We start from the raw sequence: 21987 nt of genomic DNA, 5'->3' as shown, positions 1-21987 counted from the left end.
GTTAGAAAACCAGTGTGGGCAGGCGCCGATCTTGCTTATGTTACATCAGAAATAATATTGAATTAATTAATGTTCAGCCTACCTTTTGCCGATACCCGGATCGTATCCAGAAAAAACGGAGCGGTTTATGCGTAGATTAAAGCAATGGGCACTATTCAGCGGACTGACGCTGTGTTCGCTGGCGGCTGGGGCGACATCGGCATCAACCGGCGCTGCCGGGGGGATTATCCGATTTACCGGCGCAATCGTTGAAGGACCTTGCGTCGTCAGCACTAAACAGGCGGCTGTCGGCCTGTCTTGCCACCATGGCGGCAAGCAGGCTTCTTATCAATACAACGCGCGCTCTGCGAAAGCGTTCAGCAAGGGGTTACCTGAGTTTATTGATAATGCGCGACTGCAATGGATTAATCCTGAGCGGACGCAGAGCGTGCTGACGATTACTTATCTGTAATGAAGTGCCGACATGTTTACAAGCCACGACGCGAGGTCGCGCCCTGGCTTGTAACGCATATTTAGCGATTATTCAGCTCGTCCCATATAGCGACGTTCTGGAATATGAATGCGGATTTTTTCACCGGCGCTCAGATATTCCGGCACCTGGATAGTCAGACCGGTGGCCATCGTCGCCGGTTTGTTGCGGGCGCTGGCCGATGCGCCTTTGATGCCGGGCGCCGTGTCGACGATTTCCATATCCACCGTTTGCGGCAGTTCAAGCGCAATGATTTCGCCATCCCAGCTCAGTACCTGAATACCCGGCATGCCGCCTTCGGGAATGAACAGCAGTTCTTCTTCGATCTGATCTTTTTTGAAGTTGTATGGCGTGTAATCTTCATCATCCATAAAGACATACTCGTCGCCGTCAATATAAGAGAAGGTAACCGTCCGGCGCGTCAAGGAGATGGTGTCGAGAATATCATCGCCTTTAAAGCGTTCTTCAACCTTTAATCCGGTGCGCACGTCGGAAAAACGCATTTTATACAGCGTGCTGGCGCCGCGGGCGCTGGGACTCTGGATATCGATGTCCTTCACCAGCAGCAATTTGCCATTATAGTTAACGGCCATACCGCGTTTAATTTCGTTCGCTCTTGCCATAAAAATTACCTGTTATGAGGAGTGAGATTTTTGTGGCGACACGTTACTCGCGCCGCCGGATTCAGGCAAGCAGGATTTCATGCGGCGCGTATCGTTGTCAGCATTAATTGTCGATAACATGAACAAACGTTGGCGTGCGTCTTAATCGCTGTTATGGTGACGGACGATCTTTTCTTTCTTGCCAGCCCGCCGGAGAGCCTGCTGATGGACTGTCGTTCCGGTTGCGGCGCATGCTGCATCGCCCCATCAATCTCGACCCCGCTGCCGGGCATGCCGAATGGCAAACCGGCCAATACGCCATGTATTCATCTGGATGCGCACATGCGTTGCGGAATATTCGGTTCGCCGCTCAGACCGGCGGTTTGTTCAGGGCTTCAGGCGCGGGCGGATATGTGCTTTAGCCATCGTGACGAGGCGCTTGTTTACCTGGTCAAACTGGAGGCCGATACGGCGCCTGATAATGATCGCCGCGCTACGCGTCTTTAATTCGCCACATGCAGTATCCGGAACCGGCGATCATCATCAATGCGATAAAGAAGACGGCGTGATAATTCCAGATTTCCGCGACGATACCCGCCAGCGAACCGGAAATAATCCAGCCCACGCGGCTGGTATTGGTGAAAAGCGTGGTTGCCGCCCCTGCCTGACCGGGCATGAGATCCTGAAAATACAGCATGCCGATCCCGGCGAGAATGCCGATAAAAATCGCGTTCAGCAGTTGCATCGTCAGCAGGGCGATTTCGCTGTCGAGAAACAATAATCCGACATAAAACAGCAAGCCGGAGGCGATGGCCAGTCGCATCAGAAAGCGTTTGCCAAAACGTTTGGCGACATAACCCGCGATCAGCATGGCCGGGATTTCCAACCCGGCGGCGGTACCCATCATGATCCCCGCCAGTTTTTCCGGCAGATTAAGCTCGCGAACCAAATAGAGCGGCATGTTGATGATGTAAATGCCGTTGCACGCCCACATCAACGTACAGGCGGTGAACAACAGCAGCGTATCCCGTCGGTTGTTGCGCGGAGACTCCAGCGTGGCGGCGGTTTTGATCGCCTGTTTCGGCATGGACGGAAGAAAAATCCTGACCAGTATCCCGCAGAGCACAAATACCACGCCTGCCGTCAGATACATCGTGGTGAAGCCGAATCCCAGCGCCAGAGCAAAGGCGATCGGGGGGCCGATCACCCAGGAAAGCGAAATCTGGGCGCGTAATACGGAACTGAACATCGCGGCTTCGCGGCCGGTGCGATCGGCATGTTCCCGCGCCAGCGCGAATAGCTGGGGATTCGCCGTCGAGCCAAAACTGCTGAGCAGCACGCCGACAAACAGCAGAATAAAGTAGTTGCGATTCCAGGCGAATAAGACGCAGGCCAGCGCACCAAGTAAACAGCACTGAAAAATCAGCGTCTTGCGGTCGCCTTGCCGGTCTGAGCGCGCCGCCAATATCTGGCTGACGATAATGCCGATGACCGCGCTGCCGGTATAAAACATGCCAACCAGAAACGGCCGCACCTGAACTTCATTCGAAAGAAAGAGACTGAGCGTCGGGAGTTGCAATGCGCCGGCAATCCCGGTCAGAAAAGCGATAACCAAGAACGCCGGCGAGGTCAGATCGGGCTGACGTCGGGCGGAGCTGACGGATGTGTGCATAGGGTGATAGCGCTTAAAAAGCAGACAAAAAGTGAAGTGGACGCGTCATACTACGCCGGTTTATAAAAAAACAGAAAAGCTGTTTTGATATTTTTCTTCAGCAGCGCTTCAGCTAAAGGCGATTTTTTATCTTACCAGGGCGTCGCGTGGCGACTAAAATGTGCGTGACGTCATAAATTCGTTACGACAATGATGCGGAATGCTTGCATAAATGACGTAATGGAAACAGACTCATTGAAACGTTTCAGCGATACTTTTTTTGAAACGCTTTTCTCAATAGACACATTTTTTCTCATAAAAGCTGAAACGATTCAACTTTCAGCAAGCGAGGAGAGCCATGTTCCAGTTGTCACAACAAGATATTCATTTAGGCGCGGTCGCCGGCAGTAAGCAGGAAGCTATACAGCTTGTTGCTTCAGCTCTGACTCAGGCCGGGTGCGTCAGCGCGGCATACGTTGACGGTATGTTGAAGCGCGAGACGCAAACATCCACTTATTTGGGCAATGGCATCGCCATCCCTCACGGCACCACGGATACCCGCGATCTGGTATTGAAAACGGGCGTTCAGGTATTTCAATTTCCGCAGGGCATCGCCTGGGGCGACGATCAAACGGCCTATGTGGTATTAGGCATCGCGGCGCGCTCGGATGAGCATCTGGCGCTGCTGCGCCAGTTGACGCATGTGCTGAGCGACGATCGCGTCGCGGCCCGTCTGGCGAGCACCACCTCGGTGGAAGAGCTGCGCAGTCTGCTGATGGGCGAGCAGCAAATGCCGGAGTTTCGTTTTGATACCTCGCTGATTTCGCTTGATGTGGCGACAGACAATCTGTTGACGCTACAAGCGCTGAATGCCGGTCGCCTGCAACAGATCGGCGCCGCGGACGCCAGCTTCGTCAGCCATGTCGTGAGCAATAAGCCGCTGAATCTGGGGCAGGGCGTCTGGTTCAGCGACAGCGCTGAAGGCAACCTCGGCAGCGCCGCGGCCGTCGCTCGTCCCGCTGCGCCTTTCGAGGCGGATGGCGAATCCGTCGCGTTGCTCGTGACGGTCGCTGCGACGGACGATCAGGCCTACGCGCCGATCGATTATCTGACGAAACTGCTGGCCGAACAGAAAGCTGAACGCTTGCTGAAAGCCGATGCCGCTACCTTGCTGGCCTTGCTGACCAGCGACGTGCCGGAAGAGAGCGGCGTGCAGACGGCGGAATTTACCGTGCGTAACGAGCATGGTCTGCACGCGCGTCCGGGGACGACGCTGGTTAATGTCATTAAGCAGTTCAGCAGCGATATCACCGTCGCGAATCTTAACGGCACGGGCAAACCGGTGAACGGACGCAGCCTGATGAAAGTTATCGCATTGGGCGTGAAGAAAGGTCACAAACTACGCTTTACGGCGAGCGGCGACGATGCCGAACAGGCGCTGGCCGCTATCGGTGAAGCAATTAATTCTGGCTTAGGCGAGGGGGCAGCATGAGCAGGCGAGTCGCCACCATTACCCTGAATCCGGCTTATGATCTGGTCGGCTATTGCCCAGAAGTTGAAAAGGGCGAAGTCAACCTGGTTCAGACAGCGGGTCTGCATGCCGCAGGCAAAGGCATTAACGTTGCCAAGGTACTGAAAGACCTCGGGATTGATGTCACGGTGGGTGGGTTCCTGGGAAAAGACAATCAGGATGGTTTCCAGCAGTTGTTCAGTGAACTGGGCATTGCAAACCGTTTTCAGGTTGTACCGGGACGTACGCGTATCAATGTCAAACTGACGGAAAAAGACGGAGACGTTACCGATCTCAACTTTTCGGGCTTTGAAGTCACGTCGCAAGACTGGCAGCGCTTTGTTAATGACTCCCTGAGTTGGCTCGGGCAGTTCGATATGGTCGCCGTCAGCGGGAGTTTGCCTGCCGGCGTTGATCCGGATGCCTTCACCGACTGGATGTCCCGCTTACGCAGTCATTGTCCGTGCATTATTTTTGACAGCAGTCGCGATGCGCTGGTGGCGGGGTTGAAAGCCTCTCCCTGGCTGGTGAAACCGAACCGCCGCGAATTGGAAATCTGGGCGGGACGTAAATTACCTACGCTGGATGATGTGGTCGATGCCGCGCACGCGCTGCGCGAGCAAGGGATCGCTCATGTGGTGATCTCGCTGGGCGCCGAAGGCGCGCTGTGGGTCAACGCATCGGGCGCATGGCTGGCAAAACCGCCTGCATGTGAAGTAGTCAGTACGGTGGGCGCCGGCGACTCCATGGTCGGGGGGCTGATTTATGGCTTATTAATGCGTGAGTCCAGTGAACATACTTTGCGTCTGGCGACGGCGGTTGCCGCACTTGCCGTGAGCCAAAGTAATGTTGGTATTACCGACCGGCCTCAGTTGGCTGCAATGATGGCGCGCGTCGATCTGAAACCTTTTAACTGACAGCAGGAGACGAATAATGAAAACGCTGCTGATTTTAGATAAATCACTGGGCCTGGCAAGAAGCCGTCTGGTGAAAAATCTACTCGGCTCAGCCGCCGCGAAAGCGGGGCTGACGTTTACAGAACAGGCTGATGAGGCCGAATTGGCGATCATTCTTGGCGCGGCTGCGGCGGCGGACTCGACGCTGAACGGCAAACAGGTCTATGTCGGCGATGTCGAACTGGCCGCGAGCCAACCGGACGCTTTCCTGGAGAAAGCGAAAGCGGAGGCTGCGACTTATCAGGCGGCCGCCGCCGCGCCGGCGGTTCCGTCTGGCTCTTCAGTAAAACGCATCGTCGCCGTAACGGCATGTCCGACCGGCGTGGCGCATACCTTCATGGCCGCCGAAGCCATTGAAACCGAAGCGAAAAAACGTGGATGGTGGGTGAAAGTGGAAACCCGCGGTTCCGTCGGGGCAGGCAATCCCATCACGCCGGAAGAAGTGGAGCAGGCGGATGTGGTGATCGTCGCCGCGGATATTGAAGTCGATCTGAGCAAATTCGCCGGCAAGAAAATGTACCGCACCTCTACCGGTCTGGCGCTGAAAAAGACCGCGCAGGAGTTGGATAAGGCGCTGGCGGAAGCGACGGTTTATCAGCCGGGCGGACAAAACGGCGCCGAGGCGACCGGTCAGACCAAAAAAGGCGGCACTGGTCCTTATAGCCACCTGTTGACCGGCGTGTCTTACATGCTGCCGGTGGTGGTCGCCGGCGGGTTATGTATCGCGCTGTCGTTTATGTTCGGTATCGAAGCCTTTAAGGTTGAAGGCACGCTGGCCGCGCACTTGAAAATGATTGGCGACGCGGCCTTTATGCTTATGGTTCCGGTTCTGGCCGGCTATATCGCGTTTTCCATTGCCGACCGTCCCGGTTTGGCGCCGGGTTTGGTCGGCGGCGTGCTGGCCAATGCCATGGGTGCCGGCTTCCTGGGCGGGATTATCGCCGGTTTCCTGGCCGGTTATATCGCCAGAGCCATCAATAAGCATATTCAATTGCCGCAGAGTATGTCGGCTCTGAAGCCGATTTTGATTATTCCGCTGTTAGCCACTTTGCTGATGGGATTGATCATGGTCTACGGCGTCGGCACGCCGGTCGCCAAGATCCTGACCGGTTTAACCGACTGGTTGCAATCCATGGGTACGGCGAATGCGGTGATCCTGGGCGCTATCCTGGGCGGCATGATGTGTACCGATATGGGCGGGCCGGTGAACAAAGTGGCCTACGTGTTCGGCACCACGCTGCTGAGCAGCCAGATTTATGGCCCGATGGCCGCCATTATGGCCGGCGGGATGGTGCCGCCGCTAGCGATGGGCCTGGCGACGCTGCTGGCCGGCAAGAAATTCAACCCGACGGAACGTGAAGGCGGTAAAGCGGCGCTGGTTCTGGGGCTGTGCTTCATCTCCGAAGGGGCGATTCCTTTCGCCGCCCGCGATCCGATACGCGTACTGCCATGCTGCATCGTTGGCGGCGCGTTGACCGGCGCCATTTCGATGGCGGTCGGCGCCAAGCTGATGGCGCCGCACGGCGGTCTGTTTGTGCTGTTGATCCCCAGCGCGATTACGCCGGTATTAGGTTATTTGTTCGCTATTATCGCAGGGACCGTGGTGGCCGGCGTGCTGTACGCGTTCCTGAAACGTCCGGATGACCAACTGGTGAAAGCAGCGGCTTAACGGAACGAGCCGCTATACAGGGAAGTAGGGAAAAGGCGCCGCTGGGGTTGACTCAGCGGCGCCTTTTAGCTTTTAGTGTCGGCAATCCTGTGATTTGAGCCAGGCGATTTCTTCGGCCCAGATATCCGGATTCACGGTTTCCAGAATGAGCGGAATGCCATCGAAGCGGGCATCGCCCATGATGTAACTGAAGGCGGTTTTGCCGATGTTTCCTTCTCCCAGGCTGTGGTGGCGGTCTACCCGGCTGTTGAATTCGCTTTTAGCATCATTCAGATGCATACCGCGCAGATAGTGAAATCCGACCACCCGATCGAATTCGGCAAAGGTTTTTTCACAGGCTTCCCTGGTACGTAAATCATAGCCGCCGGCAAAGGCATGACAGGTGTCGATGCAGACTCCCACGCGACTTTTGTCTTCGACGCCGTCGATAATGGCGGCCAGATGTTCAAAACGGAATCCCAGGTTACTGCCTTGCCCGGCGGTATTTTCGATAACCGCCGTCACGCCTTCCGTTGCCGCCAGCGCAAGATTAATCGACTCGGCGATACGGGCCAGACAGCTTGCCTCATCAATCTGTTTCAGATGACTGCCGGGGTGAAAATTCAGCAGCGTCAGCCCCAGTTGCCGGCAACGCGACATTTCGTCAATGAAGGCGGCGCGTGATTTTTCCAGCGCTTCGCTCTCTGGGTGGCCCAGGTTAATCAGATAGCTGTCGTGCGGCAAAATCTGCGCCGGGGTATAGGCATAGGTCGCACACGCGGTTTTAAATCGTTCAATCACCTCCGGCGTCAATGGCGCAGCCTGCCACTGCCGTTGATTTTTGGTGAATAAGGCGAAAGCCGTGGCTTCCAGCTCATGAGCGCGTATGACCGCCTGATCGACACCGCCGGCCGCACTGACATGCGCACCTACGTATTTCATGATGTATCTATATGAACGCATCCCGTTTGCAAGGCTTCCGTTGTGTTGACGTTGACGGATAAGTCGCAGCTCTATATCCGGCCTTGTTGCAGCCTGCGCCGCGGGCCTCGATGAGATTCGCCGACTTGCTCCTCATTCTCCTGACGGGCTTTATGCCCGACACATCATTCAGGTTTGGCAAGTCCCGGTCTTACCTGTCTTCGTCATCACTCTGGCTGCCCTCGCAACCTTTCCGCATTCACCCTTTTGTTTATAGGTTAATGGGTTCCAGCGCCCTGCCTTAATATGGCCTGACGCTGACGTAATCTTTCCGGTACTCTCGTTCGTGCGCCGCGACCGCCCACACCGTACGCGCCAGCTTGTTGGCCATCGCGACTATCGCCACACTGGTCGGTCGCCGTTTTTTCAGCTCCGTTATCCACGGCCCCGGCTCTTTCGCCAGCAGGCTCGCCGCCCTCGCTCCATGGATAAACAGCGTGCGCAGATACGCGTCTCCCCGCTTGCTTATCCCCAGTAGCCGTACCTTGCCACCCGTGCCGGTTTGCTTCGGCACCAGGCCCACATAGGCCGCGAACTCCCGTCCCGACCGGAACGCGCGGGCGTCGCCCATCGTGGCCATCGCCGCCGTCGCTATCAGCGGCCCCACTCCGGGGATATCCATCAGCCGCCGGCAGGTCTCGTTCTGTTTCGCCAGCGCCGTCAACTGTTTCTCGAGAGCGCCAATCTGCTCGTCCAGGTCGCTCAGGCGGCGGTGCTGTTCTGCAATCTGGGTGATGAGAAACGGCGGCAGCTTCTCCTTCAGTCGCTCCAGCGCCACAGGCAACGCTTTGTCCAGCGCGGCACGACCTTTACGTACCGTTTCGCCAAACTCCAGCAGCAAGCCATGCAGAGCATTGGTCTGAGCGGTGCGGAACTTCACCCACTGGCGACGCATGCGGTGCAGGGCCAGAACCGCCTGCTGCTGCTCGCTCTTTACCGCTATCGCCCGGCCCGGCTGCTGTACCGCCATCCATATGGCGCGGGCATCCATGACGTCGTTCTTGTTGCCCATCAGGGACGCCTTGACGAACTTCGCCTGTAGCAGGCGTACCTGATGCCCCAGTTTTTCCAACTCCCTGGCCCAGTGCTGTGCGCCGCCGCAGGCTTCCATACCAATCAGGCAAGGCTCGCGGTTGCTGAAGAAAGTCAGGACATCCTGACGGCGTAGTTGCTTGTCCACCACTTCGCCGCTGAGAGTATCGATGAAGTGAACCTGAATCAGATTTTTTGCGATATCAACGCCAACCGGGGTATATTTCGACATGTGTGGAGCCTCCAGTCTGAGGGAGCGATATGCATCCCGTTATTGGGCACGATGATGCCGGAAATCTGCGGGGCTCCACACCCCGCCTTTCAGCCTCTGCGCCACTCGTCAAAGAGTTGGGATGCGTTCATCTCATTCTCCTCTTCGTGACGGCGCATTATGGCATTGTCGCTCAGGTTAACCAGCCATTAACCGGTAATTTATTGACGTCCGGCTGAATAAGCGGTCAAAAGTCAGATTAATCACGCGCCGGTTAAATCAGCCCGATGAATAACAGCGTTTTTGTCCCGGCATGATGAGTGTCGCTAATGCGGGTAGTCAGCCTCAATGCTATCATCGCCATGGCAAGCGGCATATTATCCAACCCGATGAGTTCGCCGGCCGGCGCCGGGGAATACCTGTGGGTGAGTTTAGCGCGGCGACAATCCGGGCAACCTTGCGTAGCGTCGATCCGAGGTATTGCCGCAGGTTTGCGGATTGAAAGACAACCAGTGATAATGCAGATGAAGCCGTTATCGTCGGGGGAAAGGGACATCGCCATCGCGGCAAAAATGACGCGGTTGTCACCGCGATTTATCTCTCCGGATGCTTGCATAAAGTATAATTCCCCTGCGCGGCAGATGGCGTTTTACCCACTGCGCGATCGGGACGTAAAATAAATTAAGTCATGGATATACCGTATTACCCAGTATGACGCCTGCCACGATTGCCAGTGTTAATGCGCCTGGTCCCCGCAGTAGTATGAATTTCGCCATAGTTGCCAGTTAAAAGAAGGAGATATGTCAGCAAACCTATTATCAATAAACCCGGGAGAATTTGTATCGTTCGATAGCGACGCTGAGTAAGCTGCCGAACGGCGGGAATAGCCATCATTTTATTTACCTGTTCTGAGAATAACGGGCCGACGGCCAATCCTATTATCAGAGTAGTTAAAAGATTAATTGATTATAAATTTATAATTTATAGATATTTTAGATAAAGAGCCTGCTATGCATATCACATTACGTCAGTTGGAAGTGTTTACTGAAGTCCTGAAAAGTGGTTCAACCACTCAGGCCTCGGTCGTACTCGCTCTTTCTCAATCAGCAGTCAGTGCCGCACTGGCTGATCTGGAAGGGCAATTGGGCGTTCAATTATTTGATCGTGTGGGTAAACGATTAGTGGTAAATGAGCATGGGCGCTTACTTTATCCCAAAGCATTGTCGCTGCTTGAGCAATCAACGGAGATTGAGCAGCTTTTTCGCCGAGATAACGGGGCGTTGCGTATCTACGCCAGCAGCACAATCGGCAATTACCTGTTGCCCGCCATGATTGCCCGCTATCGTCATGATTTTCCCGAAATCCCTTTGGAATTACACGTTGGCAATACTCAGGATGTGATTACCAGCGTGTCGGAGTTCAGCGTCGATCTCGGGTTGATCGAAGGGCCTTGTCATCATCCCGATCTGGTCACGCAACCCTGGCTGGAAGATGAGCTGGTGGTATTCTGCGCGCCGACGCATCCGCTCAGCCGGCAGACATTGTCTTTATCGGCGTTGAGCGACGTTCCCTGGGTGCTGCGCGAGCAGGGTTCCGGCACGCGCGAGGTACTGGATCACCTGCTATTGGCGCACTTGCCGCGTTTTCATTTGGTGATGGAGCTGGGTAATTCCGAGGCAATTAAACACGCGGTGCGCCATGGTATCGGCGTGAGTTGCCTGTCCCGCCATGTTATCGCCGAACAGTTGGAGATGGGCACCCTGGTGGAGTTGCCGATTCCGCTGCCCAAATTTATGCGCACGCTGTACCTGGTACATCATCGTCAGAAACATCTTTCCAATGTTTTGCAGCGTTTCCTGAGCTATTGCCACGAGGCGGTATAACGGGGGCGGAGAGACGGTGTATTGCTAATGATCGGTCTTGAGTTATGAACCTAACTTATAATTCAACGATCCCGGCTATCCTGGTTAAGGCTATTTGTTACAATCCCGCCTCAATTTTTTAGCAAGAGCAGTCAGGACAATAATGGCTCAGCAAGATATGCAAAATTCTGCTCAGGGTAGAACATCCCTGCGCCGTGAGCTTAAAGCACGGCATTTGACGATGATCGCGATTGGCGGTTCGATTGGCACCGGATTGTTTGTGGCTTCCGGCGCAACGGTTTCACAGGCCGGGCCGGGTGGGGCGTTGTTATCCTACGCGCTCATCGGCCTGATGGTCTATTTTCTGATGACCAGTCTGGGTGAACTGGCGGCATTTATGCCGGTGTCCGGATCGTTCGCAACTTATGGCTCCCGCTATGTTGAAGAAGGCTTCGGTTTCGCGCTGGGCTGGAATTATTGGTACAACTGGGCGGTCACGATTGCGGTTGACCTGGTCGCCGCACAGTTGGTTATGGGCTATTGGTTTCCAGACGTCCCCGGTTGGATATGGAGCGCGCTATTTTTGGCGGTGATGGTGTTATTGAACATCATTTCAGTAAAAGGATTCGGTGAAGCTGAATATTGGTTCTCGCTGATCAAAGTGGTGACGGTGGTGATATTTATCGCCGTCGGCATCCTGATGATTGTGGGGATTTTGCGCGGCGCCGAAAATGCCGGGGTACATAACTGGCAGATTGGCGATGCGCCTTTTGCGGGCGGATTTTCCGCCATGATCGGCGTGGCGATGATTGTCGGTTTTTCATTCCAGGGTACTGAGTTGATCGGCGTGGCGGCCGGAGAGTCGGAAGATCCGCAGAAAAATATTCCGCGCGCGATTCGTCAGGTATTCTGGCGTATTCTGCTGTTTTATATCTTCGCCATTTTGATCATCAGCCTGATTATCCCGTATACCGACCCCAATCTGCTGCGCAACGATGTCAAAGATATCGCCGTCAGCCCGTTTACGCTGGTGTTCCAGCATGCCGGCTTGCTGTCGGCGGCGGCGGTGATGAATGCCGTTATTCTCACCTCGGTGTTGTCGGCGGGCAACTCCGGCATGTATGCCTGTACCCGTATGCTGTTTACGCTGGCTTCCGAGGGGAAAGCGCCGCGTATTTTCGCCACCCTGTCAAAGAGCGGGGTGCCGCGTAATGCGCTGTATGCGACCAGTATCGTGGCCGCATTGTGCTTCCTGTCATCCATGTACGGCAACCAGACGGTTTATCTCTGGCTGCTTAACACGTCCGGTATGACGGGTTTTATCGCCTGGCTGGGGATTGCCATCAGTCACTATCGTTTCCGCCGCGGTTATGTGAAGGCCGGACACGATTTGAGCCGTCTTCCTTACCTCTCCAGTTTCTTCCCGCTGGGGCCGCTGTTTGCCTTCGTGCTCTGTCTGGTGATTACACTGGGGCAAAACTATCAGGCCTTCCTGGAGGATAAAATCGACTGGTACGGCGTGACGGCAACCTACATCGGCATTCCGCTGTTTCTGTTGATTTGGTTCGGCTACAAGTTTTCCCGCGGTACGCATTTTATCAAGTATCAGGATATGACCTTTCCTGAAAGCAAATAGCGCCTGTCGCGCGAGGCGTTCGTCTTCCCCCTCTAAACGGCGAGGGCGATAGTTTTATCGGGTTGTTTCACTGCGGTGAAACAACCTTTTTTTATGCCGTTTATCCTTCCTGATTACTCTCCCATTATTGGTTGTTATCTGCTCGCCACCTGACTGACATTATCGAAATCAGGCAAGTTTATTCAATTGATTTGTTGAGTGTTTTTTATGCTCATCTGTATTTTTGTTATTAACGATTTTCTATCTCATTGTTTTATATGGTTTTGATTTTACTGGTTGCGTATGGGAATGATTTTGTAAATGATATTTATTTATATTTACAATTTGATTGAATTAATTACACTGGTTCTGACAAAAAAACTCAACGTGGTTTATCCGTTTTTAGAAGGACAATAAACATGTCAATCAATATAAGAAAATCAGTGGCATTGGCGCTCGCAGCAGGCGCATCGGCATCCGTTATCGGCGCGCCGCAGGAGGATGTGCTGGTCGTTACGGCCTCCGGCTATGAACAAAAGATCACCGACGCCGCGGCCAGTATTTCGGTGATAAGTCAGGACGATCTGAGTAAACGTAAATACAACGATCTGGCCGAGGCGCTGAGCGACGTGGAAGGCGTTGACGTGCGCAGCACCACCGGGAAAACGGGCGGGCTGGATATCAGTATTCGCGGCATGTCCAGCAGCTATACGCTGATTCTAATTGACGGCATCCGTCAGAACGGCACCTCGGACGTTACGCCGAACGGCTTCGGCGCCATGAACACCAGCTTTATGCCGCCGCTGTCCGCCATCGAACGCATCGAAGTCATTCGCGGACCGATGTCCACGCTGTACGGCTCCGAGGCGATGGGCGGGGTGGTGAATATCATTACTAAAAAGGTGGCGCAGGCGTGGTCCGGCAGCGCTACGCTGGAACACGCCTTCCAGGAAGACACTAAATACGGCGATACCTCTAAATTCTCCTTCTACTCCGGTGGCGCGCTGATCGAAGATAAGCTGGGGCTGGCGCTGCGCGGCAGTATTTTCCGCCGCGATGCCTCAAACGTGGAATCCTCGTCCGGAGAACTGTTGAACCGGCGCGGAGCCAATCCGGTCAAATCGGATAACTACCTGCTTGGCGGTAAACTGACCTGGGCGCTGGACGACAAAAACGCGCTGTGGCTGGACGGCGAAATCGCCAACCAGAAATACGACAACGCGGAAAATCAGCTGGGTACGATCGGCGCCGCCGGCGGTTATGAAGATACGCTGCGCTACCAGCGCCGCAAGGTGACGTTGGGCAGCGACAACCAACTGGACTTCGGCATCTGGAACTCCAGTCTGTCCTATAACCAAACGGAAAACAAAGGCCGCCTTATTACTACGGATTCCGTTTTGCCCGGCTCAAGCGCCGCCGGTGAGAAACGGCTGCTGAAAAATACCAATATCATTCTAGATACCAAGCTGACGGCGCCGCTGGGCGACAGCCATTTGTTGAGCGTCGGCGGTCAGTACTGGAATGCGACGATGAAGGACGGCATCGTACTGGCGAATACCGGGGAGAAATTCGAACAGGACGCTTGGGCGCTGTTTGCCGAGGATGAGTGGCGGCTGCTGGATTCCCTGGCGCTGACCTACGGCGCTCGCTACGAGTATCAGGATACCTTTGGCGGACACGTCAGCCCGCGTTCCTACCTGGTCTGGAACGCCTCGGACGACTGGACGGTGAAGGGCGGCGTCAGTACCGGCTACAAAACCCCTTCGCTGGCCCAGTTGCATAACGGGGTGAGCGGGGTGACCAGTCAGGGAACGGTGACCACCATCGGTAATCCGGATCTGGAACCGGAAGAGAGCACCAATACCGAACTGGGGGTTTATTACGAGAACGACAGCGGATTCGGCGCCAACGCCACTCTGTTTCATAACCGTTATCGCAATATGATCTCTTCCCAGGAGATCGATGACTTCAGCAGCACTTATACCAACATTGGCAAAGCGGTAACTCAGGGCCTGGAACTGGCGACCATCGTGCCGTTATGGTCGGAGGACTGGAAACTCAATCTTAACTACACCTTTACCGACAGCGAACAGAAAGACGGCGACAATCAAGGCGCACGCCTGACCAATACGCCGAAACATATGGCCAATGCCCGTCTGAACTGGAACGTTAATGAGAAGTTTTCCACCTGGCTGAAGGCGGAATACCGCGGCAAGACCGCGCGCTATACGCAGAATTACGATACCTTGTCAGTCCCGCAACAGGCCGCTTACGACGAAAAGGGCGCGTATTTTAAATCCTATACGGTCTTCAATCTGGGCGGCTCCTATAAGCTGTCTCCGGATGTCACCGTCAATGGCGCGATCAACAACCTGTTCGATAGGGACTTCTCCAGCGGCGTACGCACCTACGGTACGGGCAGAAGCGCGTTCACGACGGGGGATTATTATTCCTTCAGCCGTTCGACCAGCGGCTCGGTAGTAACGGGTCGTAACTACTGGGTATCGGTAAATGTAACCTTCTGATATGCCGGCGATGCGGGCGCCTGAAGCCCACATCGCCATTCCCTGTTTCCGCTTGCTCCCATCACTTGCCAATCGCCGTTAATCCGCCTGCGCGCCGCGCTATGCCTACCACTTTTTTATAAAAGCGATAATTAAGGGAATTCATTATCTCTGGCGTTGTTAATCGTGTAAATACGGTTTACGCTAATGGCAAGCTGTATATCAGCGTCTAATAATAATGAGACGGGTCATAATTTAATTGCAATAATATATCATTAGTTAACTATTCTTGAGCGTGTCGAGGAACAGTGTCGCTGTTATTTTTGCAGAGCGATTTATGTGATTTAGTTGTGGTAAATAAATTTTGTTGCTATCGATATTCAGGTCTTGCCGTATAAATAACAGTCAGAGTGGACGCTATGCTGGAAATTATTTTTTTGGACAAGAGAGCGTTGCCTGAAACTATTTTTTTAAAAAAGAACAGTTTCAGGCGGCCGCAATGCCGCCATGAATGGATCGAATATAGCTATACCGCGCCCGATCAGGTTATTGCCCGGGCGAAAAACAGCGATATCATTATCACCAATAAAACCGTATTAAGCCGGGAAACCCTGTTGGCGCTACCCTGTTTAAAACTGATTGCGGTGGCCGCGACGGGGACGAATACCATTGATACCGAGGCCGCCGCCGAACTGGGCATCGCTGTGAAGAACGTGCCGAACTGTTTTACCCAGGCGGTTTCCGAACACGCCATTGCCATGATTTTCGCGCTGAAACATAGCCTGATCGCCTGGTATCGCGACCAGCTTAGCGATCGCTGGGCGCGGGAGTTACGGTTTTCTTATTTCGACCATCCGGTAAAAGACATCGCCGGCTCAACGCTTGGCATCATCGGCGCCGGCGCGGTGGGTCGTGAGGTCGCTCGCCTGGCGACGGCGCTGGGGATGAAGCCGGTATTCGCCGAACGCAAAGGGGCGGCGACGTGCCGCCAGGGCTATTTGCCGTTTGAACAGGTGTTGCAAACGGCGGACATTATTTCGCTACACTGCCCGCTGAGTGATGAAAGCCGAGCTCTGATTAACGCGCAAACGCTGGCGTTGTGTAAGCCGACGGCGGTCATCGTCAACACGGCCGCCGGCGGACTGATAGATGAAGCGGCGCTGTTGTCCGCCTTGCAGCAGCGTACTATCGCGGGAGCCGCGTTGGATTGTCTGACGCAAGAGCCGCCTTTGCGGGATCATTCGTTGATGACTGCGGCAAAGACACTACCTAACTTATTGATTACTCCGCATATTGGTTGGACGTCGGCTTCCGCTTTGCAAATATTAATGGAAAAGACGATTGAAAATATTGATGAATTTGTTCAGCAAAAAGGATATTGATAGTCTCGTACAGCCGAATATTCAGCACAGCAACCGGATATATTGTTTGGCTTTTGTAGGTTGAGAACATCAGCGCAGGAATTTTTATCCGTCATCGTCAGACAATAATAATTTCCTGATATTGATTGAACTGTTTTTACTGCGGTTAATTAAAATGATTTTTATTCATACCATTAACGTGAAGTTATTAGATGACGCCTTATTAAATAAGCTGCGTTAATGTTTTTTTCGATTTCATGTTTTGTTTTTTATATTCGCCACGGCGATTGATGTCCCGCTTATCCCAATTGCTAACGCCGCGTTATCCCGGACGCTGGTGAAGCCAGCGTCCGGGAATGAACTTCGCAGGAATTATTTCAGCGTTTCTGGATATAGGTCATGGCGAGGGCCAGGGCCAGCACCAGGCCTTTGATGATATCCATGGCATAGTAAGGCACGGAAAGCATCACCAGCCCGTTTTGCAGTACGCCGAGGATGACCGCGCCGACCAGCGTGCCTAATGCGTTGGGTTTGCCTGAACCGGCCAACGAGAAGCCGATATAGGCGGCGGCGACGGCATCCATTAAATAGCCGCCGCCGGCATTGACCTGTGAGGAGCCGATCCGCGAGGCCAATAAAATGCCGCCCAGCGCCGCCAGCAATGAAGACAGCAGATAGGCCTGAATCCGATAGCGGGACGTTCTGATGCCGGCCAGACGCGCCGCTTCAGGGTTGCCGCCGATGGCGTACATGCGGCGTCCGTGCTTGGTGAGCGACAGATACAGCTGGACGATGACGGTCACCGCCAGCATGATGACGACAATGACGGGAACCTGCCCCAGCGTGGCGAAAAACTCCGGAATGACGCCCTCGGCCATTTCACCGCTCGGCAGCACCATATTCTGCGTGATGGAGCCGCCGTAGCTGTAGGTCATGGCGACGCCCTGAATGACGAACAGGCTGGCCAGCGTTGCCAGCATATCGGGAATTTTCAGCACCACGATAAGAAATGCGTTAAACAAGCCAACCAGCATACACAGCAGCAGCGTCAGGACGATCGCCCCCGTGGTGCCGAAGCCGTGCCAGACGAACAGCGAAATCACCAGCGCATTGGCCAGCGACGCGGTCGAGCCGACGGAAAGATCGAATCCCCCCACCGACAGCGAGATGGATACGCCAATCGCAATCACGGTGACGATGGCGATTGAGCGCAGGATATTGATGATGTTATAGGGATCGAGAAAGTTGTCCGACGCCAGGCCGAAAAGCGCAATCAGCGCGACGACGGTGATCAGCATGCCCCATTTGTACAAAAATTCGAAAAAGCGGTGACGCAAGGGGAGAACCCCGTTAGGTGATAGTTGGTGACTCACGCGGGAGTTCCTCCAGTTGAATACAAAAGTAGTGTTTCTTCATCAATGGCTGATGCATCCAGTTCGGCGACAATGCGTCCATCCCATAATACGCAGATGCGATCGCACAGACCGATGAGCTCGGAAAATTCGCCCGAGGCGTAAATAATGCCTTTGCCCTGCTGGGCCAGACCGTCAATCAGCGAGAACAGATCCTGTTTGGCTTTGATATCGACGCCTTTGGTGGGTTCATCAAAGATCAGCACCTGCGCTTCACTGCGCAGCCATTTGCCGATAGCCACCTTTTGCTGATTGCCGCCCGACAGCCGCCGCAGTTTTTGCAGCGGCCCGGTGGTGCGGATGGTCAAGCGCGTAATGATCTGTTTAGCCCAGGACAGCGCCTGCCGGTGGCTGAACACGCCCCAGCGGGAAAAGCTGCTGCTGGCGCTGACGCTGAGATTCATGGCGACGGACTCTTCAATAAAAATGCCTTCCTTACGTCGTTCTTCCGGCACCAGGGCGATGCCCTGTTCGACGGACTGATACGGCGAATGCGGGCGCCAGGGCGCGCCGTTATATTCGCCTTGCTCGATTTTGCTGGGCGTGGCGCCGAACAGGGCTTTACACAGTTCGGTTTTTCCCGCGCCCGCCAGGCCGGCGATGCCGAGAATTTCGCCTTTACGCAGCGTCAGCGAGATATCCCGCAGCAAGGTTTCGTCATGCAGTCCTTTAACCCGGATCAAGGGATCGGGCGATGGCGTGCGGCGTCGCGGCGGGAAGATATCATCCAGCCGGTGTCCCAGCATTTTCTCGACGATTTGCTCGCCGCTTAGCCCTTGCATCGCGCCGCTGCTGACGAATTGGCCGTCGCGCAGCACCGTCAGCGTATCGCAAATCTCGCTTAATTCATGAATACGGTGAGAAATGAAAACGATACCGATGCCCGCGGCCTGTAAACGGCGTACGACCTGGAACAGGCGCGCGCTTTCCGCCTGATCGAGCGGCGCCGTGGGTTCATCTAAAATTAAAAAGCGACATTCGTGGGATAAGGCTCTGGCTAACAGAATTTGTTGTTTTTCCGCCAGCGAACAGCGATCCAGACGTTGGCGAACATCCAGATGGATGCCGAGCTGGTCGAGCAGCGCCTGCGCCTGGCGATAAACCTGCGGCCAGTTGAGGATGTGTCCGTGCTGAGCCAGCGTATCCAGCATAATATTTTCCGCCACGGACAGCGTAGGCACCAGGGCGACGTCCACTTCCTGTTGTACCAGATGGATGCCATACTGTTTGGCCGCGCGGGGCGAATGAATATCGACCCGGCAGCCATCGATCAGGATGTCGCCGCTATAATGGCGGTACACACCGGACAGAATGGTCATCAGGGTCGATTTGCCCGCGCCGTTTGCGCCGGTTAATGCATGAATAGAACCGCCCTCTAGCGTAAAATCAACCTGCTTCAGTGCATGAAAGCCAGAAAATGAGATGGAAATGTTGCGCATTTCCAATCGTGTTCGTTGGGGGGTAGATATCATGTTCAGTAACGCTCTTGGCGGTGATTGTCATCAAAAAACCGGCCTGAAATGTAACACAGAACTAACATTATTTAATTCAGATTCAGCGTGATAAAGGCGCGAATCTACGAATGAAAAAGAATAAGTTAAGCAAAAAAATTCTTAAACCGCGCCGGGTAAGTGAATAAGATAGCGCTATCAATCACTCTCCTTATTACCGCCATCGCTCACGTTCAACGTGGCGCCGCGAGGAACATCAGACCATGAACACAACGGCAATCCGTGTACAGACCGGTCCGGCCAACTATTTTTCTTTTGCCGGCGCCATCGATAAGCTGCTGGATTTTTATTCGCCGGAGGCGCTGAACAACGCGTTATGGATATATGGCGATCGGGCGTTAACGGCGGCCCGGCCTTATCTGCCCGCTGAATTTGATGCGCCGTCGGCGCGGCGCGCGTTGTTCGCGGCGCACTGTAGTCGGGGCGAAGTGGCAAAACTGGCGGCGCTGGCGGGCGACGACTGTCGGGTGGTCATCGGTATCGGCGGCGGCGCGGTGCTGGATACGGCGAAAGTGGTGGCGCGCGAAGTCGGCGCGCCGCTGGTGGCGATCCCGACGATTGCCGCGACCTGCGCCGCCTGGACGCCGCTTTCCGTCTGGTATACCGACGAAGGCCAGGCGCTGCGCTTCGAGATCTTTACCGACGCCAATCATCTGGTGCTGGTGGAACCGCGCATTATCCTCGCGGCGCCCGTCGAGTATTTGCTGGCCGGCGTGGGCGATACCCTGGCCAAGTGGTATGAGGCGGTGGTGCTAAGCCCTCAGCCTGAAAGTTTGCCGCTGACCGTGCGGCTTGGGCTGCAAACCGCGTTGGATATCCGCGATGTGTTGCTGCAAAAAAGCGAATCTGCTTTGCAAGCGGCGGCCAGCGGTACGTTAACGCAGGACTTTCTTGATGTCGTCGATGCCATTATCGCCGGCGGCGGCATGGTCGGCGGACTGGGTGAACGCTACACGCGGGTGGCCGCCGCGCATGCGGTGCATAATGGATTGACGGTGTTGCCGCAGACTGAGCGCTTTTTGCATGGCACTAAAGTCGCTTACGGCATTCTGGTGCAAACCGCGCTGCAAGGGGATATCGAGACGCTACGCCAGTTGAAGGCCGCATTTAAGGTCTTTGGACTGCCGACGTCGCTGGCGGAACTGAATGTGGACATTAACGACGGCCCGTCTATTCAGGCCGTGGTGGAGCGCACCTTGCAACCGAGCGAATCCATTCATTATCTGCCGTTAACGTTGAATGCGTCTGTCTTGCTGGACGCGCTCAGGACGGTGGAAAGCATTAAGGCGGCGGAAACGGCGGCAGGTTGAGCAGGGTGACAACGGGCGGATCAGGCGGCTGTCGCAACAAGCGCCTGATTCGCCTATTGATCACTGAATTTTTTCGTAGGGAAATGAGCTTTTGATGTAGCGGGAGTAATATTGGGATTTAGCGGCACTCGCCATTAACTCTTCATAAATCATTCGGGCCACGCCGCGATATTGATAGATGCTGCCATTCAGCAATTCTATTTCCAGCACATGCTTTTCCTCGTTGTAGCCGACGGAAAACAATTCTGATGATGAAACTCGTTTTCTTTGCAAAATCAAATACTCCCACTAAATTTTTTGTTCGGCGACCACGGGCTGTTTGACAATAGGCGCCGCGCGCCCGTAATGATACGCCTCTGCAAAGATGTTTTATCGGCATGCCGACGCTTTTCTTTACCTGTGGAAAAGCGATCGGGCGGCGATTAATTCCGCCGCCCGATCGTCTCGCGCAAACAAACTCGTCTGAACCGATCAATGTCCCGATTATTGCTGCCGCAAATAGCGGGCGTGAAAGCGCAGGTGATCTTCAATAAAGCTGGCGATGAAAAAATAACTGTGGTCATAGCCGGGCTGAATTCTCAGCGTAAACGGCCAGTCGCGCCGCTTCGCCGGTTCGGCCAGCTTTTCCGGCTGCAACTGCTCAGGTAAAAACCGATCGCCGTCACCCTGATCGATCAGAATAGGGCGTTTGTATTGACTGTTGGCCAGCAAATGGCAACTGTCATACTGCAACCACTGCGTTTCGTCTTCGCCCAGATAAGCGCTTAACGCTTTGCGGCCCCAGGGAACCTGACTGGGATTGACGATAGGCGCGAAAGCGGAAACGGACAGATAACGCTCCGGATTGCGCAATGCCAGCATCAGCGCGCCGTGTCCGCCCATCGAGTGTCCGCTGATGGACTGACGACGGTTGACGTTGAAATGCCGTTGAACCAGCGCCGGCAGTTCATCACGCACGTAATCATACATCTGGTAATGGGCGGCCCAGGGCTGTTGGACGGCATTGACGTAAAATCCGGCGCCCTGACCCAGATCGTAGCCGGCGTCATCCGCGACGTTTTCCCCGCGCGGGCTGGTATCCGCCATAACCAGCACCACGCCCAGCTCGGCGGCGACGCGTTGCGCGCCGGCTTTGATGGTGAAATTTTCATCGTTGCAGGTTAATCCCGATAGCCAGTACAGCACCGGCCGCGGGGCATCATCGACGGTCGGCGGCAGATAGATACTGAACGTCATGTCGCAATGCAACGTGTCCGACGCATGACGGTAGCGCCGTTGCCAGCCGCCAAACAGGCGGTATTCTTCCAGAAGTTCCAGTGACGTGCTCATCGCGCGCAGTCTCCTTGTTCGCC

The 21987-nt window shown here is 54.7% G+C and carries 19 protein-coding genes; 10 read left to right on the top strand and 9 right to left on the bottom strand.

What is annotated here, in order from left to right; translation table 11 throughout:
- Positions 1-127: 127 nt before the first annotated feature.
- Complete coding sequence (locus tag ABRZ26_RS03510) at positions 128-451, top strand: YmdA family protein (RefSeq protein WP_319602832.1); 324 nt, start codon at positions 128-130, stop codon at positions 449-451.
- 68 nt (positions 452-519) lie between these two features.
- Here ABRZ26_RS03510 and yeiP read toward each other — a convergent pair whose 3' ends face one another.
- Positions 520-1092, bottom strand: a complete 573-nt coding sequence (yeiP, locus tag ABRZ26_RS03505) for an elongation factor P-like protein YeiP (RefSeq protein ID WP_249246346.1) — start codon at positions 1090-1092, stop codon at positions 520-522.
- Positions 1093-1296: 204 nt separating this feature from the next.
- Here yeiP and ABRZ26_RS03500 point away from each other — a divergent pair, with 204 nt between their 5' ends.
- Positions 1297-1578, top strand: a complete 282-nt coding sequence (locus ABRZ26_RS03500; RefSeq protein ID WP_319602952.1) for a YkgJ family cysteine cluster protein — start codon at positions 1297-1299, stop codon at positions 1576-1578.
- Here ABRZ26_RS03500 and ABRZ26_RS03495 read toward each other — a convergent pair.
- The gene (locus ABRZ26_RS03495) at positions 1565-2743 is read right to left on the bottom strand and encodes a sugar efflux transporter (RefSeq protein WP_319602831.1); all 1179 of its coding nucleotides are present in this window, start codon (positions 2741-2743) and stop codon (positions 1565-1567) included. The two genes, ABRZ26_RS03500 and ABRZ26_RS03495, sit on opposite strands and share 14 nt — an antisense overlap.
- Before the next feature lie 337 nt (positions 2744-3080).
- Here ABRZ26_RS03495 and fruB point away from each other — a divergent pair, with 337 nt between their 5' ends.
- The 3 genes from fruB to fruA are packed head-to-tail and all read left to right on the top strand — an operon-like array spanning position 3081 to position 6857.
- On the top strand, positions 3081-4214 hold the full coding sequence (gene fruB, locus ABRZ26_RS03490; RefSeq protein WP_319602830.1) for a fused PTS fructose transporter subunit IIA/HPr protein: 1134 nt from the start codon (positions 3081-3083) through the stop codon (positions 4212-4214).
- Entirely contained in the window at positions 4211-5149 is a 939-nt protein-coding gene (gene fruK, locus ABRZ26_RS03485; protein WP_319602829.1) for a 1-phosphofructokinase, read from the top strand. The genes fruB and fruK overlap by 4 nt, the downstream gene beginning before the upstream one ends.
- Before the next feature lie 16 nt (positions 5150-5165).
- Entirely contained in the window at positions 5166-6857 is a 1692-nt protein-coding gene (gene fruA / locus ABRZ26_RS03480) for a PTS fructose transporter subunit IIBC (RefSeq protein WP_319602828.1), read from the top strand.
- 72 nt (positions 6858-6929) lie between these two features.
- Here the strand turns inward: fruA and nfo are convergent, their stop codons facing one another.
- The 3 genes from nfo to ABRZ26_RS03465 form a co-directional block, all read right to left on the bottom strand.
- Positions 6930-7778 (bottom strand): deoxyribonuclease IV, encoded by an 849-nt coding sequence (gene nfo / locus ABRZ26_RS03475; protein ID WP_319602827.1) that lies wholly within the window; start codon positions 7776-7778, stop codon positions 6930-6932.
- Positions 7779-8058: 280 nt separating this feature from the next.
- Positions 8059-9081: an IS110 family RNA-guided transposase gene (locus tag ABRZ26_RS03470; protein ID WP_319602826.1), complete on the bottom strand. Its 1023-nt coding sequence runs from the start codon at positions 9079-9081 to the stop codon at positions 8059-8061.
- Between the two features lie 253 nt (positions 9082-9334).
- The gene (locus ABRZ26_RS03465; protein WP_319602825.1) at positions 9335-9676 is read right to left on the bottom strand and encodes a hypothetical protein; all 342 of its coding nucleotides are present in this window, start codon (positions 9674-9676) and stop codon (positions 9335-9337) included.
- A 394-nt stretch (positions 9677-10070) separates the two neighbouring features.
- On the opposite strand from ABRZ26_RS03465, the gene yieE reads away from it, so the two are divergent.
- The 4 genes from yieE to ABRZ26_RS03445 all read left to right on the top strand — a co-directional run bounded on the left by yieE (position 10071) and on the right by ABRZ26_RS03445 (position 16423).
- Positions 10071-10943, top strand: a complete 873-nt coding sequence (gene yieE, locus ABRZ26_RS03460) for a DNA-binding transcriptional regulator YeiE (protein ID WP_319602824.1) — start codon at positions 10071-10073, stop codon at positions 10941-10943.
- Between the two features lie 142 nt (positions 10944-11085).
- Positions 11086-12558: an amino acid permease gene (locus ABRZ26_RS03455; protein ID WP_319602823.1), complete on the top strand. Its 1473-nt coding sequence runs from the start codon at positions 11086-11088 to the stop codon at positions 12556-12558.
- 398 nt (positions 12559-12956) lie between these two features.
- A complete protein-coding gene (locus ABRZ26_RS03450) occupies positions 12957-15062 on the top strand; it encodes a TonB-dependent receptor (protein ID WP_319602822.1) in 2106 nt (701 codons plus the stop codon).
- A 398-nt stretch (positions 15063-15460) separates the two neighbouring features.
- A complete protein-coding gene (locus tag ABRZ26_RS03445) occupies positions 15461-16423 on the top strand; it encodes a 2-hydroxyacid dehydrogenase (RefSeq protein ID WP_319602821.1) in 963 nt (320 codons plus the stop codon).
- Between the two features lie 356 nt (positions 16424-16779).
- Here ABRZ26_RS03445 and ABRZ26_RS03440 read toward each other — a convergent pair whose 3' ends face one another.
- The gene (locus tag ABRZ26_RS03440) at positions 16780-17700 is read right to left on the bottom strand and encodes an ABC transporter permease (RefSeq protein WP_319602951.1); all 921 of its coding nucleotides are present in this window, start codon (positions 17698-17700) and stop codon (positions 16780-16782) included.
- A 71-nt stretch (positions 17701-17771) separates the two neighbouring features.
- On the bottom strand, positions 17772-19286 hold the full coding sequence (locus ABRZ26_RS03435) for a sugar ABC transporter ATP-binding protein (protein WP_319602820.1): 1515 nt from the start codon (positions 19284-19286) through the stop codon (positions 17772-17774).
- 242 nt (positions 19287-19528) lie between these two features.
- Here ABRZ26_RS03435 and ABRZ26_RS03430 point away from each other — a divergent pair, with 242 nt between their 5' ends.
- Positions 19529-20635, top strand: a complete 1107-nt coding sequence (locus ABRZ26_RS03430; protein WP_319602819.1) for an oxidoreductase — start codon at positions 19529-19531, stop codon at positions 20633-20635.
- A gap of 60 nt (positions 20636-20695) precedes the next feature.
- Here ABRZ26_RS03430 and ABRZ26_RS03425 read toward each other — a convergent pair whose 3' ends face one another.
- A complete protein-coding gene (locus ABRZ26_RS03425; protein WP_319602818.1) occupies positions 20696-20908 on the bottom strand; it encodes a KTSC domain-containing protein in 213 nt (70 codons plus the stop codon).
- 210 nt (positions 20909-21118) lie between these two features.
- Entirely contained in the window at positions 21119-21964 is an 846-nt protein-coding gene (gene fghA / locus ABRZ26_RS03420) for an S-formylglutathione hydrolase (protein ID WP_319602817.1), read from the bottom strand.
- Positions 21965-21987 lie beyond the last annotated feature (23 nt).

Source organism: Brenneria sp. L4-2C (genome assembly GCF_040240335.1).
In the GTDB taxonomy this organism is placed as follows: domain Bacteria; phylum Pseudomonadota; class Gammaproteobacteria; order Enterobacterales; family Enterobacteriaceae; genus Brenneria.
Note: the sequence above shows the minus strand (reverse complement) of the source record. Positions and strands in the feature narration are given on the sequence as shown.

Coding starts and splice junctions, on each gene's coding strand:
- ABRZ26_RS03500 (WP_319602952.1), top strand. CDS start 1,297: ATGGACTGTCGTTCCGGTTGCGGCGCATGCTGCATCGCCCCATCAATC.
- ABRZ26_RS03430 (WP_319602819.1), top strand. CDS start 19,529: ATGAACACAACGGCAATCCGTGTACAGACCGGTCCGGCCAACTATTTT.
- yeiP (WP_249246346.1), bottom strand. CDS start 1,092: ATGGCAAGAGCGAACGAAATTAAACGCGGTATGGCCGTTAACTATAAT.
- ABRZ26_RS03465 (WP_319602825.1), bottom strand. CDS start 9,676: ATGCAAGCATCCGGAGAGATAAATCGCGGTGACAACCGCGTCATTTTT.
- yieE (WP_319602824.1), top strand. CDS start 10,071: ATGCATATCACATTACGTCAGTTGGAAGTGTTTACTGAAGTCCTGAAA.
- fghA (WP_319602817.1), bottom strand. CDS start 21,964: ATGAGCACGTCACTGGAACTTCTGGAAGAATACCGCCTGTTTGGCGGC.
- ABRZ26_RS03470 (WP_319602826.1), bottom strand. CDS start 9,081: ATGTCGAAATATACCCCGGTTGGCGTTGATATCGCAAAAAATCTGATT.
- nfo (WP_319602827.1), bottom strand. CDS start 7,778: ATGAAATACGTAGGTGCGCATGTCAGTGCGGCCGGCGGTGTCGATCAG.
- ABRZ26_RS03455 (WP_319602823.1), top strand. CDS start 11,086: ATGGCTCAGCAAGATATGCAAAATTCTGCTCAGGGTAGAACATCCCTG.
- ABRZ26_RS03450 (WP_319602822.1), top strand. CDS start 12,957: ATGTCAATCAATATAAGAAAATCAGTGGCATTGGCGCTCGCAGCAGGC.
- fruB (WP_319602830.1), top strand. CDS start 3,081: ATGTTCCAGTTGTCACAACAAGATATTCATTTAGGCGCGGTCGCCGGC.
- ABRZ26_RS03445 (WP_319602821.1), top strand. CDS start 15,461: ATGCTGGAAATTATTTTTTTGGACAAGAGAGCGTTGCCTGAAACTATT.
- ABRZ26_RS03435 (WP_319602820.1), bottom strand. CDS start 19,286: ATGATATCTACCCCCCAACGAACACGATTGGAAATGCGCAACATTTCC.
- fruA (WP_319602828.1), top strand. CDS start 5,166: ATGAAAACGCTGCTGATTTTAGATAAATCACTGGGCCTGGCAAGAAGC.
- ABRZ26_RS03510 (WP_319602832.1), top strand. CDS start 128: ATGCGTAGATTAAAGCAATGGGCACTATTCAGCGGACTGACGCTGTGT.
- fruK (WP_319602829.1), top strand. CDS start 4,211: ATGAGCAGGCGAGTCGCCACCATTACCCTGAATCCGGCTTATGATCTG.
- ABRZ26_RS03440 (WP_319602951.1), bottom strand. CDS start 17,700: ATGCTGATCACCGTCGTCGCGCTGATTGCGCTTTTCGGCCTGGCGTCG.
- ABRZ26_RS03495 (WP_319602831.1), bottom strand. CDS start 2,743: ATGCACACATCCGTCAGCTCCGCCCGACGTCAGCCCGATCTGACCTCG.